The 14,051-nt window shown below is 63.0% G+C and carries 11 protein-coding genes; 4 read left to right on the top strand and 7 right to left on the bottom strand.

The genetic code is table 11. The features are described 5' to 3' along the window. Positions 1-63: 63 nt before the first annotated feature. From HX875_RS26460 to HX875_RS26475, 4 genes are all read left to right on the top strand, one after another. On the top strand, positions 64-513 hold the full coding sequence (locus HX875_RS26460) for a helix-turn-helix domain-containing protein (RefSeq protein WP_177047149.1): 450 nt from the start codon (positions 64-66) through the stop codon (positions 511-513). Beyond that, positions 510-1,787, top strand: a complete 1,278-nt coding sequence (locus tag HX875_RS26465; protein WP_177047151.1) for a type II toxin-antitoxin system HipA family toxin — start codon at positions 510-512, stop codon at positions 1,785-1,787. The genes HX875_RS26460 and HX875_RS26465 overlap by 4 nt, the downstream gene beginning before the upstream one ends. 214 nt (positions 1,788-2,001) lie before the next feature. After that, positions 2,002-3,339 carry a carbohydrate porin gene (locus HX875_RS26470; RefSeq protein ID WP_177047153.1) on the top strand — a complete coding sequence of 446 codons (1,338 nt, stop codon included), beginning with the start codon at positions 2,002-2,004 and terminating at the stop codon, positions 3,337-3,339. A 113-nt stretch (positions 3,340-3,452) separates the two neighbouring features. After that, a complete protein-coding gene (locus tag HX875_RS26475) occupies positions 3,453-5,870 on the top strand; it encodes a glucose/quinate/shikimate family membrane-bound PQQ-dependent dehydrogenase (RefSeq protein WP_177047155.1) in 2,418 nt (805 codons plus the stop codon). 61 nt (positions 5,871-5,931) lie between these two features. Here HX875_RS26475 and HX875_RS26480 read toward each other — a convergent pair whose 3' ends face one another. The 7 genes from HX875_RS26480 to HX875_RS26510 form a co-directional block, all read right to left on the bottom strand. After that, on the bottom strand, positions 5,932-8,268 hold the full coding sequence (locus tag HX875_RS26480) for a putative bifunctional diguanylate cyclase/phosphodiesterase (protein ID WP_177047157.1): 2,337 nt from the start codon (positions 8,266-8,268) through the stop codon (positions 5,932-5,934). 197 nt (positions 8,269-8,465) lie between these two features. Continuing rightward, the gene (locus HX875_RS26485; RefSeq protein WP_177047159.1) at positions 8,466-9,638 is read right to left on the bottom strand and encodes an ABC transporter substrate-binding protein; all 1,173 of its coding nucleotides are present in this window, start codon (positions 9,636-9,638) and stop codon (positions 8,466-8,468) included. Beyond that, positions 9,635-10,609 (bottom strand): CobW family GTP-binding protein, encoded by a 975-nt coding sequence (locus HX875_RS26490; protein ID WP_177047161.1) that lies wholly within the window; start codon positions 10,607-10,609, stop codon positions 9,635-9,637. The genes HX875_RS26485 and HX875_RS26490 overlap by 4 nt, the downstream gene beginning before the upstream one ends. An 85-nt stretch (positions 10,610-10,694) precedes the next feature. Next, on the bottom strand, positions 10,695-10,988 hold the full coding sequence (locus HX875_RS26495; RefSeq protein ID WP_177047163.1) for a hypothetical protein: 294 nt from the start codon (positions 10,986-10,988) through the stop codon (positions 10,695-10,697). 13 nt (positions 10,989-11,001) lie between these two features. Continuing rightward, positions 11,002-11,751 carry an SDR family NAD(P)-dependent oxidoreductase gene (locus tag HX875_RS26500; protein ID WP_177047165.1) on the bottom strand — a complete coding sequence of 250 codons (750 nt, stop codon included), beginning with the start codon at positions 11,749-11,751 and terminating at the stop codon, positions 11,002-11,004. Positions 11,752-11,895: 144 nt separating this feature from the next. Then, the gene (locus tag HX875_RS26505) at positions 11,896-12,657 is read right to left on the bottom strand and encodes an SDR family NAD(P)-dependent oxidoreductase (protein WP_088424088.1); all 762 of its coding nucleotides are present in this window, start codon (positions 12,655-12,657) and stop codon (positions 11,896-11,898) included. 12 nt (positions 12,658-12,669) lie between these two features. After that, positions 12,670-14,010 (bottom strand): MFS transporter, encoded by a 1,341-nt coding sequence (locus HX875_RS26510; RefSeq protein WP_177047167.1) that lies wholly within the window; start codon positions 14,008-14,010, stop codon positions 12,670-12,672. Between the last annotated feature and the right edge of the window lie 41 nt (positions 14,011-14,051).

Genomic DNA, 14,051 nt, shown 5'->3' on the forward strand with positions numbered 1-14,051 from the left:
CACTCATACGAAGTGCTATTATTCCTGCATCTTTTATTTTAAAACGCCGGAATAATTGCACTAATGGCTAAAAAAACCGCTCCCCTGCTCCCCATGACCCAGCAATTACTGGCGGACTTGGGCGAGCGCCTGCGATTGGCGCGCTTGCGGCGCAAGCTCACTGCCAAGCAAGTGGCAGAGCGTGCCGGTATGTCATTGATGACTCTGCGCGCGCTGGAACGAGGTTCTACGGGCGTGACCATCGGTGCCTACCTGTCTGTACTGCAAGTGCTCGGACTCGAGCAGGACATAGCCTCAATCGCCGACACCGATACAGTAGGACGCCAGCTGCAAGACTCCGCGCTCACAAACAAAAAGCGCGAAGCCACCAAGCCTCGCATGAAGAAAGCGGCTCAAATTGCATCTGCCAGCACCGCCCCGCCGGTCTCGTTTCAAACGCAACCGGCCTCGAAACTTTCAGCCCTGATCATTAATCCCCTCAGCCCGTCCCGTGATGAGTTATCCAAGCCATGAGCAGGATTTTCGTTTATGCCGACTGGGATGGGCTCAATCACTCCCGGCGCCTTGGCGTACTGCATGCGCGCCAAGGCGGTGCCAGTGAGTTGTTTGAGTTTGAATACGACCCTGAGGCGCTGGCTGATCCGCAGTTGGGCCTGACTCAACTTGACCCGCGCATAGCCTTGTTCGAAGGCCCGCAGTTCCCCCCGCAAGGTCGCGACACCTTCGGCGTATTCGCCGACTCTAGCCCCGACCGATGGGGACGCATGCTGATGAAGCGTCGGCTGGAACGCGATAAACGAGCCGCAAGAGTTGCGCCCCACACCCGGCTTCTGGAGTCAGACTTCCTGTTGGGTGTACACGATACCTTCCGCGTCGGCGCACTGCGTTTCAAGCGGGATGAAAACGGGCCCTTTCTGGACAATCAGGACAGTCTGGCGGCGCCACCGCTGATCAAACTGCGGGAGTTGGAGGCCGCCAGCCGCGCCCTGGAAAACGATACCGACAATACCGCTGCCGAAGGCAGCGACTGGCTGCGGATGTTGATTGCTCCCGGCGGCTCACTGGGTGGCGCACGCCCTAAAGCCAGCGTGGTGGACACCGACGGGCATCTCTGGATTGCCAAGTTTCCGAGCCTGCGCGATGAGCACGATGTAGGCGCCTGGGAATACATCACAGGGTCCCTCGCCGAGGGCTGCGGACTGCGCGTCGCCCCCATGGATGCAGAACGCTACGCCAGCGAACATCACTGCTTCAGGGTAAAACGCTTTGATCGGAGCGCTCTGGGGCGACGGGTACATTTTGCCTCTGCCATGACCTTGACTGGCCATACCGACGGTGACGATGCCTCAACGGGTGTCAGCTATCTGGAGCTGGCACGGGTGTTGATGACCCAAGGCGCCGAGACGCGAGCGGACTTACGCGAGCTGTGGTGTCGAATCCTGTTTAACGTATTGGTCTCCAACACCGATGATCACTTGCGCAACCACGGTTTCCTGCTGGAGCCTGGCCGCGGGTGGCGACTCTCTCCTGCCTACGATATGAATCCAGACCGTTATGGCCATGGCCTGAAACTCAACATCAGCGAACATGACAACGCTCTGGATCTGGATTTGGTGCGATCGGTCGCCGGATTCTTCAGGGTGCCGCTCCGGGAGGCCGATACGCTTATCGAACGTTTCAAGGGTGTCGTCAATCAGTGGTCAACGCTGGCCAATGCAGTGGGCATCTCAAGACGTGAGCAGGAGGAAATGAGCCCCGCCTTCAAGTTGTCCACAGGCACGCAATGACCCCGCGACGCCACTATTACCAAATCCGAAAGAATCCATCTTCCGTTTAGCCCTTTCTCTCCCCGCGCCGGGGCATTATCCTTGTCAGCAACAAACTGAAACGTTTCATCACTCCATCAAACCACCGACCGCCCGTGTTCAACGCCTTTGTGCGAACGCGCCAGGCCGCTGTTTGCGTTTCAAAACCATAAAATATTAAGACCCCATTTTGCCTATGCCTGCTTTCCCAAACCTGCGCTTGTGCGCTGCGCTGCTGCCTTTCGGTCTGGCCACCTGTGCCCAGGCCGCCCCTGCCTTTGACGCTGAATCACCGTGGATGCTGGGTGATTTCGGCGGCACCCGGACAGCGCTGTCTCAACAAGGCTACGACTTCAAGTTCGACTACACCGGCGAGATGGGCAGCAACCTGCACGGCGGCTCGGACCACGACCGCACGGCGCGCTACAGCGACCAATTCGGCCTGGGCACGCACCTGGATCTGCAGAAGATCCTCGGCTGGCACGACGCAGAGTTCCAACTGACGGTGACCGAGCGCAGCGGCAATAACATCACCAATGACCGGATCAACGATCCGCGCGTGGGTGGGTTCACTTCGTCCCAGGAAGTCTGGGGCCGTGGCCAGACCTGGCGCCTGACGCAGATGTGGTACCAACAGAAATTCTTTGACCAGAAGCTCGACATCAAGGCCGGGCGTTTCGGCGAAGGCGAAGATTTCAACAGCTTCCCCTGCGACTTCCAAAACCTGGCGTTCTGCGGTTCGCAGGTCGGCAACTGGGTGGGCAGCATCTGGTACAACTGGCCAGTGAGCCAGTGGGCGTTGCGAGTCAAATACCACCTCACACCCGAGCTTTACGCTCAGATCGGGGCTTATGAACAGAACCCGTCCAACCTGGATCGCGGCAATGGCTTCAAGCTCAGTGGCAGCGGCACCCAGGGCACCCTGCTCCCGGTCGAACTGGTGTGGACGCCCACGCTCAACGGCCTGCCTGGCGAATACCGCGCCGGTTACTACTACAGCAGCGCCAAGGCCAGCGATGTCTACAAAGACCGCAACGACCAGCCTGCAGCGCTCAGCGGCGAGGCCTATCGCAGCGCCTCGAGCAAACATGGCGTGTGGCTAGGCGTGCAACAGCAAGTCACCAGCCTGGCCAGCGACCACTCCCGCGGCTTGAGCCTGTTCGCCAACGGCACGATGCACGACAAGAAAACCAACGCTGTGGATAACTACGTGCAGGCCGGCATGGTCTACAAGGGCCTGTTCGACGCCCGCGCCAAAGACGATATCGGCTTTGCCGTGGCCCGGGTGCACGTCAACCCGGCCTACCGCAAGAACGCCGAGGCGAGCAACCAGGCCCGCGCCGTGTACGACTTCGATGACCCGTCCTACACGCCGATTCAACACACCGAATACAGCGCCGAACTCTATTACGGCATCCACGTCACCAACTGGCTGACGGTGCGCCCGAACCTGCAATACATCCGTCATCCCGGGGCCGTGGCCCAGGTGGATGACGCGCTGATCGGCGGGATCAAGCTGCAAAGTTCGTTCTGACGCCACAACTAATTTCTGTAGGAAACGAATTACCCCTGAACCATGCCTGCGCCGGAACGTCATCTACAGTGAACTGTGCGCAATCAATTCAAAACGTAACGGAGAACCACACTATGAGCACTGATGGTGCTTCAAGTCCAAGTCGCCTGCTGCCCAGGCTACTGGGGATCTTGCTGCTGATAATGGGCCTGGCCTTGTTGGCCGGGGGGATCAAGCTGAGCATGCTCGGCGGGTCGCTGTATTACCTGCTGGCCGGTCTCGGCATCACCGTCACAGGCCTGTTGCTGCTGGCGACACGCCGCGCGGCGCTGGGCTTGTACGCACTGGTGCTGTTTGCCAGCACCGTCTGGGCGCTGTGGGAAGTCGGCCTGGACTGGTGGCAGTTGGTGCCGCGCCTGGCCCTGCTGTTCGCCCTCGGCATTGTCATGCTGCTCCCGTGGTTCCGCCGTCCGTTGCTGCGTGGCCAAGCCGCGCCGCTGGGCACTGGCGCCCTGAGCGTCGCTGTGGTGCTGGCCGGTGCTGCTGCGCTGGCCAGCCAGTTCACCGACCCGGGTGCACTGGTCAAGAAAGGCCAACTGGACCGCGATGCGGTGCCGGGCATGGCGAGCGCCGCGCCGGCCCAGGCCGATGGTGACTGGAACTCCTACGGCCGCTCGGCCTTCGGTGATCGCTACTCGCCATTGGCGCAGATCACCCCGGAAAACGCCCACAAGCTGGTGCCAGCCTGGACGTACCGTACCGGCGACATCCCTGGCCCAGGCGATCCCGGTGAAACCACCGCGGAAAACACCCCGCTGAAGGTCAACGGCATGCTCTACGTGTGCACGCCCCACAGCCAGGTAATTGCCCTGGACCCGGACACCGGCAAGGAAATCTGGCGTTTCGACCCGAAGATCAGCAGCGAAGGGGCTGCCAACTTCAAGGGTTGGGCGCACATGACCTGCCGTGGCGTGTCGTATCACGATGACGCCGTGTATGCCTCCGAGCAGAGCCCGACTGGCAGCGCCAGCCCGGCCGCCGCGCCGAATGCCTGCCCGAAACGCATCTTCGTACCGACCGCCGACACCCGTCTGATCGCCCTGAACGCCGACACCGGCAAGATGTGCGAAGACTTCGGTGACAAAGGCCAGATCGACCTGCGTGCCAACATCGGCACCTTCGCCCCAGGTGGCTACTACTCCACCTCGCCACCGGCCGTCACCAAGAACCTGGTGGTGATCGGCGGTCACGTGACCGACAACGTCTCCACCGACGAGCCTAGCGGCGTGATCCGCGCGTTCGACGTGCACACCGGCAAACTGGTGTGGAACTGGGACAGCGGCAACCCGGACGACACCACCCCGTTGGCCGAGGGCAAGACCTACACCCGCAACTCGCCAAACATGTGGTCGATGTTCGCGGTGGACGAAAAACTCGGCATGCTCTACCTGCCGATGGGTAACCAGATGCCCGACCAGTACGGCGGCGACCGGACTCCGGACTCCGAGAAGTACAGCGCCGGCCTCACCGCCCTGGACATCGACAGTGGCCACGTGAAGTGGACCTTCCAGTTCACTCACCATGACCTGTGGGACATGGACGTGGGCGGCCAGCCTTCGCTGATCGACATCAAGACCGCTGACGGCGTGAAGCAAGCGGTGATGGCGTCGACCAAGCAGGGCAGCATCTACACTCTGGACCGCACCAACGGTCAGCCTGTAGTGCCGATCAACGAAATCCCTGTACCGCAAGGCGCAGTGGCCGGCGATCACACCGCACCGACCCAACCGAAATCCGATCTGAACTTCATGCCACCGCCCCTCAAGGAGCGTGACATGTGGGGCGTGACGCCGTTCGACCAGATGCTGTGCCGGATCGATTTCAAATCCATGCGCTACGACGGTCCGTTCACCCCGCCATCGCTGCAAGGCTCGATCGTTTACCCGGGTAACTTCGGCGTGTTCGACTGGGGTGGCATCTCCGTCGACCCGGTGCGCCAGATTGCCTTCGTGAACCCGAGCTACATGGCGTTCAAATCGAAACTGATCCCGGCCGCCGACATCGCCAAACAAGGCCCACGGGTCAGCGAAACCGAAGGCGTGCAGCCGAACAAAGGTGCGCCGTACGGCGTGATCCTCGAAGCCATGCTGTCGCCACTGGGCCTGCCGTGCCAGGCGCCGGCGTGGGGTTATGTGGCCGCGGTCGACCTGACCAACCACCAGACCATCTGGATGCACAAAAACGGCACCGTGCGTGACAGCTCGCCGGTTCCGATTCCACTGACCATGGGCGTGCCAAGCCTGGGCGGCACGTTCACCACCGCCGGTGGCGTGTCCTTCCTCAGCGGTACGCTCGACCAGTACCTGCGTGCCTATGACGTGAAAAACGGCAAGCAGTTGTGGGAAGGCCGCCTGCCAGCAGGCGCGCAGACCACACCGATGACCTACACCGGCAAGGACGGCAAGCAGTACGTGCTGGTCATGGCCGGCGGTCATGGTTCCCTGGGCACCAAGCAGGGTGACTATGTGATGGCGTTCAAACTGCCGGATTAAGTCATACCGGCGGCAAGAAAAAGGCGGCTACCTCATGGGTAGCCGCCTTTTTTTGTGCCGCCTACACCGGCAGGCGTTCGCGGCGCATCCACATTTCGAAGGCCATGGCATTCAACGGCCGGCTGATCAGGTAGCCCTGGGCCGTGTCGCACTTCCAGAGCTTGAGCAGCTTGAGGCTCGGCTCGAACTCCACCCCTTCGGCCACCACCTTGAGCCCCAGGTTGTGGCTCATCTCAATGGTGGAGCGCACGATCACCCCGTCGCCGGAGGTGCTGTCGAGGTTGCGCACAAACGACTGGTCGATCTTCAGTTCCTGCACCGGCAGGCGTTGCAGTTGCGCCAGGGATGAATAGCCGGTACCGAAGTCGTCCACCGACAGGCTGATGCCACAGCCGCGCAGTTGCTCCAGCACGCTGAGGGCCTGGGCCGGGTTGTGCATGATCGCGCTTTCGGTGATTTCGAAAATCAGTTGCCGAGCCGATACGCGGTAATGCGCCAGCAACTCGGTCACCCGCAGGGCCAGGCCGTCATCCGCCAGGTCGTCCACCGAGATGTTCACCGACAACTGCACCTGCAGTCCGCGCACTTCCCATTCGGCCAATTGCCGGATGGCTTCTTCGATCACCCAATGGGTCAGGCTGCCCATGCTGCCGGTGCGCTCGGCCAGGGGAATGAACTCGGCGGGCGATACCAGCCCGAGGGTCGGATGCTGCCAACGCAGCAGCGCTTCGGCCTGGCGTACATGGCCGTGGGTCAGGTCGAGCTTGGGTTGATAACACAGGTACAGCTCGCCCTCTGCCGCCGCCCGGCGCAGGTCGCGGATCAGGCTGATCTGGCGTTGGTGGGCAAGGTCGCGGTCCTGTTGGTAGATCTGCAAATAGCCCGGCAGCGCCGCCGCATCGTGACGGGCAATCGCGGCGCGGCTGATCAGCTCTTCAACCTGCTGGCCGTCTGCCGGGTAAGCGGCGATGCCGATGCTCACTTCGTGGCGCAGTTCATCGCCGCCAATGCGCTGGGGTTCGGTCAGCAGCCCATACAAGCGGTCAGCCAGGGCCACCACGCGGTCGATCTCGGTGTTTTCCAGCAGCAGCAGGAATTCACTGCCGGTGATACGTGCGGCGGTGTCGCTGGCTGACAGGCTCGACAGCAGGCAGCGGCTGGCTTCGCGGAGCATTTCTTCCACGCCTTCCGGGCCATAACCCTCGTTGATCACCCGGTAGTTTTCAATGCCCAGGTACAGCAACACCACGGGGCGGCCAGCACTGATGGCGCTGCCCAGACGCTCCATGGCCAGCGCGCGGTTGGGCAAGCCGGTGAGCGGGTCATGCAGCGCGTTGTGGGCCAGTTGCCGCTCGCGCACGGCGATCCCGGTTTGCATGGCGTTGAAGGCCTGTGCCAGCAGGCCGAATTCATCGTGGCTGCGAACCCGCACCGGCGTGCGGTAGTCACCGGCACCGATACGTTCGGCCGCCTGCACCAGCGCGTTGAGCGGGCGCGATACCCTCCGTGCCAAAAACAATGCGCCCGCCAGGGACACCAGCAGCACCACCAGGGCGATCGCGAGAAACTGCCGGTCCAGCGGCGCGAAGGATTCAAGGGCGTGGTCCAGCGGGCTTTGCAGCAGCACCCGCACTTCACCGCCGTCTGCGGTGTTGCCCAGGGGTAGCACCTGGCTGAGATAACGCTGGCCGTGAAACAGGTTCAGTTGCGCCACGGGGTTGATATACGGGGCCTGTAAGTCACTGGCAATCGAGGCCTGGAAGGCCTCGGGCTGGGTGCTGAACAATTCGCCGGGCTGACCGCGCTGCACGCTGATGAACGACACCTCAAGGTTGCTCATGGAGCGCAATTCACTGGCAAACACTTCATCCATGGGAAAGCCCATGGCGACGCGGGCAATCGGTGCGGGGTCGACAACCTCCTGCTGCACCAGCAGAAACGGCCGGCCATCGAGGGCCACGATCAACATTTGCAGGCCACTGCGCCGGGCCTGGCGCAGGGCATCGTTGTAGGGAAAGGCCTGGCCGGGGGTCAGCGCCTGTAACGTGCTGACCATCACCTGGCCGTCGAGGCCCAGCACAAACACTTCACTGGACGTCAGGCCGGTGCCGTGCCTGCGCAAGGCGGCGAGAATCACGGCGGGCTCGCCCTCGGCGACGGCCTGGCGAAACGGCAAGTCCGCCGTCAGCCAGTTCAGGCCGTATTGCAGGCGCCGGCCACGCAGGTCGAGCAAACGCTCGAACACCTGGCTGCCGGTTTCCAGTTGCACCTGGGCCTGGTTTTCCACGGCGCGATTGGTGGCGGTCTTCACCGCGAAATACACCGCGGCCACCACCACCAGCAACAGCAGCGCCAGCACCCCGGCGATCCGGGTTTGAAACGTATGGCGCCACCTCATTTTGGTGCCCTCTGGCAGCGCCCGCCTCCTCCAGCCGAAACGTTCCTTCGTCATACGCGTCCCTCGCGACAGCTGACCTGGCGTCAAATAAATGTCTTTTCAACAAGGACATTCGAATTATCCAGATTAGCCGTGCAAGAGAAGAAGTGCACCCAATAAATACGGGAACCTTCCCGTCATTAATTTGGCGACGAGCCTCAACTCCGTGCCCGCATGAAGTCCCCCCAACGCCGCACGAGGTAGTTGTGCTCGTCCATCACCGAGTTCCACACCGCGATATGCCCCATGCGCTGCTCGTAGGACCCACCGTCACGCACCTCGCCCACATCGATCAGCGGCAAGCCATCGCTGCCCAGCAGCTCTTCCCGGGCGGGCAGGCCGGCGTACCAGTAATCCCATTCGGCGTTGCTCAGGTGATCGCGGCTGCGGGCCGGGTTGCCGATGTAATAGCCCTGGCGCGCCATCACCGCGCCCGGCCAGCCGGACAGCCACCAGTTGAGGTAGGCATAGGCCGCGTCCAGCACCGGGCCCTTGGCATGGCGCGACAACGACAACCCGCCAAACCAGGCGCGATAGCCTTCACGGGGCACCGCCAGGCGGTATTTGACCCCGGCCCGATGCAGGCGCATCAGGGTCGGTGACCACAAACTCTGGATGTCGATGCTCGGGCTGAGCATCAGTTGCGCCGCTTCTTCGTCATCGGACCAGAACGCCGCGAAATGCCCTTCCTTCTGTTTGCGCACCAGGATATCGGCCAGCACATCGATCTCTTCGATGCTCATGTTGCCGATGTCCTTGAAGCTCGCCAGCCCCGCGCCCTGCACCGCCAGCGCCGCGTCGAGGGCACCGATGGCGGCGTCGCTTTGCAGCGCGGTACGCGCGCCCCAGGCCGGGTCCAGCAGCCAGCCCCAGCTCTCGTTGGCGCGGTTGAACCCTTCAGGCAAGCGCTCCGGGCGGTAGGCAAAACTGTCGGCGTTGTGGGTCAGGGGCAGCATGCTGATGCGTTCGGTGACGGTGCTGCCCAGGCTGCCGTCGTGCTGCACGAACAGACGCTCGCTGGGCACACTGCCGCTGCCCAGGCGGTCGTTGGCAGACAGGCGGCCGCGCTTGGGCAGGTCGTTGATCTCGTGCCACAACGCAATGCGCCGGGTGTCGATCGGCTGGATCGCCCGCGCCGGCCACACGAAGTCGACGTTGTGAAACCACTGGTCGTAGAGGTCGTAGCTGTCGGGCTGCATCACCGCGATGCGCTGGGCCTGCTCGACATCATGCACCTGGTACACCAGGCGAATGCCCAGCTCCTGTTCGGCGCGCACACGCAAGGATTCAAGCAAGGTAACCGAGGTGCCCAGGACACGAAGCGTGATCATGCCGCGAACCTTCTGGAGAACACTTCAAAGGAGCGGCGCAGCAACGCCGGGTCGAGCCCGCGCAGGATAAACACCAGGCGCGATTGCCGGTCGGTGCCCGGCCAGGCAGGCAGGTGAACCGGGGCATGCAGGCAGTGCTGCACGCCATGAATGACGATGGGAGCCAAACTTGCGTTCACGTTGAGCAATCCTTTGACGCGAAGAATACGTTCGCCGTGGCATCTTAACAGCATCGATAACCAGACCCCGAAGCCCACCCAATCCAGCGGCTGGTCGAAGGTCAGGCAGCAGACCTGCGCCGCGCCGTGGTTGGCGGCGGTGGTTTGATGGAGTTTCCAGCGGCTGACTTCCGCCGCAGGTTGCGCACTGCGCAAACCTTCGCCGAGCAGCAGTTGTTCACCGCTGTCGATATCGCAGGTGTTGAGGATCGGCGTGCCGGCGTTCAGTGCCTGCAAGTGCGCGCGCAGCGAGTCGCAGTCTTCGACGAGATCGGTCTTGCTCAACAGCAGGCGATCGGCGGCGGCCACTTGCGCCAGCCATTCGGGGTGCAGGCGTTCTTGCAAGACGGCGTGGCTGGCGTCCACCAGCGTCACCACCAGGCCGATATGAAAGCGCCCGCGCAGTTGCACGTCGTTGTTCAAGGTGGCGAGGATCGGCGCAGGGTCGGCCAGGCCGGTGGTTTCCAGGATCACCCGCTTGAAGGCCGGGATCTCTCCGCGCTCGCGGCGCTGCAACAGGCCGAGCAAGGCGTCTTTCAACTCGCCGCGAATCGAACAGCAGACGCAACCGCTGGGCAGCAGCACCGTGTCCGGCGCGACTTCCTCCACCAACAGATGGTCGATGCCAACGTCGCCGAATTCATTGATCAGCAACGCCGTGTCGCCGAGGCTTTCGCCTTGCAGCAGGCGCTTGAGCAAGGTGGTCTTGCCGCTGCCGAGGAAGCCGGTGATGACGTTTAGAGCGATGCTCATACTTCTACCTCAATGATGCCCCTGCAGGAGCCCGGCTTGCCGGCGATGGCGCCCTTCATATCGCCATCGCCGGCAAGCCGGGCTCCTACAGCTCCAGATGATCCAGCAGACGCGGGTCCAACGGGTCCAGCGGTCGACCGAGCATGTTCTCTGCCGCCCGCCACAATTGATCCAGGCCGCTGGCCAATTCCTGTTTGCCGGTGGCGCCCAGCAGCAGATAGGACGCGCCCTGGAAGTCTTCGACCTTGAGCCGGAACACCGCCAGCACCTGATTGATCGCGGCGATCCGGCGCAGGCGTTCGCGGCGGCGCGGCAACTCATCGCCCAAGGGATCGCTCCAGTGCAGGTCTTCGCCCAGCAGGCCGCAGAGTCCGCACATGCTTATTGCCCGCTCATGGCATGACATCGCCGGAATTCGGGCCCAGCGTCTGGCCCACGAACAGATTGCCGCCGGGCTCACTGGCCAGCAGCACGGCGGTGGGCGCCACTTCGTCCGCCAGGCCGAAACGGCCCAGGGGCAACTCGGCGGCCTTGGCGCGTTTCCAGGTGTCGCTGATGCCGCCTACCAACGGTGTCTCAATCGGCCCGGGTGCGATGGCGTTGACCAACACATTGTCCTTGGCTACCTCCAGCGCCAGGGACTTTGTGAAACCAATGACGCCGGCCTTGGCCGCCGCATAGTGCGTCAGCTCGGCGCCGCCCTTGATCCCCAGCTGCGAGGCGACGTTGATGATCCGGCCCCAGCGCTGGGCGATCATGTGGGGCAACGCTCGCTGGCTGGCGACGAAGACGCTGGTGAGATCGACGCGCAGCATGTCGTTCCACATGTCGATGGTCAGGTCGACGCAACGGGCCTGGGTCAGCATGCCGGCGTTGTTGACCAGAATGTCGATGCCGCCGTAGTGGGCAACGCAGGCATCGACGCTGGCCTGGGCGCCGTCGACGGTGCCGACGTCGGCCACGCATTCGAGGACTTCGGCGCCGAGGTTGCGGCAGGTGATCGCGGTTTCGACGAGGGTTGCGGCGTCGCGATCGGCCAATAGCAACCGCGCGCCTTCGACGGCGTAGGCGCGGGCGATGGCGGCGCCGATGCCGCTGCCGGCTCCGGTGATCACGGCGCGGCGGTTAGCGAGTTGGGGCATTGTTATTCCTCCACGGGTCGAGTGTTACCTGTGGGAGCTGGCTTGCCTGCGATGGCGTCACCTCGGCGTATCTGAAGGACCGAGTTGTCTGTATCGCAGGCAAGCCAGCTCCCACACTTGAATTGCATCAGGCTTAAAACCGCATCAATCCGGCCAGCGCACGGTCAGCCCACCATCAATCACGATGCTCTGCCCGGTCAGGTAGCTCGATTCCTCGCTGGTCAAAAACCGCACCAGGGACGCCACTTCATCCGCCCGCCCGACCCGGCCCAGCGGGATCGCCCGCGCGGCTTTCGCCAGCCCTTCCGGCCCCAGGGAGTTCTTCGCGTCCAGCGACTGCGGCGTCTCGATCAACCCCGGGATCACGGCATTACAGCGAATCCCCAGCGGCGCCAACTCCACCGCCAGCGACCGGCACAACCCCGGCACACCGGCCTTGGCCGCCGCGTAATGTGCGTGCTCCTGCCAGCCATACACGCCACCGGCAATCGACGAAATCGCCACCAACGCCCCGCCTTCATGCATGTGCCGAGTCGCCGCCCGGAAGGTGCGCATCACCCCGGTCAGGTCGACGTTGAGCATCTCGTTCCACAGTTCGTCGGTCATCTCCAGCAACGGTGCACGCCTTAACAACCCAGCGTTGGCCACCGCGTAATCGAGGCGACCAAAATGCTGGATCGCCTGGGCCGCCAGGTTGTCCACCGACGCGGTGTCACCCACGTCCAGCGGCAACATCAGGCATTCACCACCGGCCTCTTCCACCAGCGCGACGGTGTGATGCGGGTCGTGAGGATCGGCCGGGTAATACCCGCCCACCACCGCCACGCCGCTGCGGGCATACGCCACCGCGAGGGCCTGGCCGATGCCGCTGGCGGCACCGGTAATCAAGGCAACTTTACGACTCATCACATCAACTCCTTACTGGACAGTTTCCGGACGCACATGGCGTGCGGCAAACATCAATGCGCCGGACAGGAAGCACGGCAGCGCGCCGAACCACAGGGCAGCGGTCTGCCAGTCGCTGCCGGCAGACAGCACCTGGGTCGCGCCAAACCCGGCAACCACCGCACCAATCGGCCCCATGGCATGGATGATCGCGCCACCGGTGGCACGGATGCTGGTGGGAAAACTTTCGCTGATGAAAAACAGCGCCGCCGAGTACGGCCCGATCAGGAAGAACAGGCCCAGGCTGTACAGCCCGACCACCATCGCCATGTTGCTCGGGCCAAACAGCATCCCGGCAAACGACAGCCCGCCGAGCATCCAGCCCAGGCCGATCACGTTACGGCGGCCGATCTTGTCGCCCATCCAGCCGTGGCTGAGGTAACCGCAGTAACCCACCAGGTTCGACAGCACGAGGATGATCAGCGAGTTCTCGAACGAGATGTGGTGCACGCTGACGATCACCGATGTGCCAAGCACGCTGAACACCTGGATGGCCGCCCAGTTGAGCAACAGCGCTGCGCCGATCACCAATGTTGCACGACGGGCCGGGCCACGGAATGCAGCCTTGAGGCCGGCCTTGCTGTGTTCGTCATAGTCCACGCCGTAGGTCACGGCGACGTTTTGCGCTTCTTTCACCGCGCCGCTTTTACGCAGCTCGCTGATGCGCTGGTGAATCTGGAACTGTGGGCTCTCCTTGAGCTTGCGCGCCATCACGGCAATGACAATCGCCGGGATCGCCGCAAACACGAAGCAGCCCTGCCAGCCGATCACCGGCAACAACAGCGCGGTCAAACCGGCGGCGATCAACGCGCCCACCGGCCAGCCGCCCTGCACCAGGCTGTAGATAAAGCCACGGCGCTTGGCCAGCTTCGGGTCATCGGACGCGGCGTACAGCTCGCTCAGATAGGTTGCGTTGACGGTTTCCTCGGCATAACCCAGGCCGCCCAGCGAACGGATCAGGATCAACGACGACTTGCCCCACGCGCCGCCAATGGCGGTCAGCGCCGAGCAGATCGCTGAACCGGCCACGGTGAAAATAATCCCCTTGCGCCGACCCAGCTTGTCCACGATCGGACCGATGGCCAGCGCTACCACGGCGGTGCCGACCGCCACCCATGTCGCAATCTCCGCTTGCTCCACTTCACCCCAGTTAAAGTGCCGCCCGATTTCCGGCAGCAAGGTGCCGAACAGGATGAAGTCATACACCGCAAACACCCAGGCGAAAAACGCGATCCAGGTGGCGAAACGCACTTCCTTGGGCGTCAGTTGCCGGGGTTTCCAGCCAGTCAGATCAAGCTTGTTGTAGATAGACATGAATCGCGCCTCGGGAGGTTGGCCAGGGGTTGGTTACAGGT

The sequence above is a fragment of the Pseudomonas yamanorum genome (genome assembly GCF_013386765.1).
Classification (GTDB): Bacteria; Pseudomonadota; Gammaproteobacteria; order Pseudomonadales; family Pseudomonadaceae; genus Aquipseudomonas; species Aquipseudomonas yamanorum_A.

Bases quoted from the DNA above. Each gene is read 5' to 3' on its own strand.
- HX875_RS26460 (WP_177047149.1), top strand. From the start codon at position 64: ATGGCTAAAAAAACCGCTCCCCTGCTCCCCATGACCCAGCAATTACTG.
- HX875_RS26465 (WP_177047151.1), top strand. From the start codon at position 510: ATGAGCAGGATTTTCGTTTATGCCGACTGGGATGGGCTCAATCACTCC.
- HX875_RS26470 (WP_177047153.1), top strand. From the start codon at position 2,002: ATGCCTGCTTTCCCAAACCTGCGCTTGTGCGCTGCGCTGCTGCCTTTC.
- HX875_RS26475 (WP_177047155.1), top strand. From the start codon at position 3,453: ATGAGCACTGATGGTGCTTCAAGTCCAAGTCGCCTGCTGCCCAGGCTA.
- HX875_RS26480 (WP_177047157.1), bottom strand. From the start codon at position 8,268: ATGAGGTGGCGCCATACGTTTCAAACCCGGATCGCCGGGGTGCTGGCG.
- HX875_RS26485 (WP_177047159.1), bottom strand. From the start codon at position 9,638: ATGATCACGCTTCGTGTCCTGGGCACCTCGGTTACCTTGCTTGAATCC.
- HX875_RS26490 (WP_177047161.1), bottom strand. From the start codon at position 10,609: ATGAGCATCGCTCTAAACGTCATCACCGGCTTCCTCGGCAGCGGCAAG.
- HX875_RS26495 (WP_177047163.1), bottom strand. From the start codon at position 10,988: ATGTGCGGACTCTGCGGCCTGCTGGGCGAAGACCTGCACTGGAGCGAT.
- HX875_RS26500 (WP_177047165.1), bottom strand. From the start codon at position 11,751: ATGCCCCAACTCGCTAACCGCCGCGCCGTGATCACCGGAGCCGGCAGC.
- HX875_RS26505 (WP_088424088.1), bottom strand. From the start codon at position 12,657: ATGAGTCGTAAAGTTGCCTTGATTACCGGTGCCGCCAGCGGCATCGGC.
- HX875_RS26510 (WP_177047167.1), bottom strand. From the start codon at position 14,010: ATGTCTATCTACAACAAGCTTGATCTGACTGGCTGGAAACCCCGGCAA.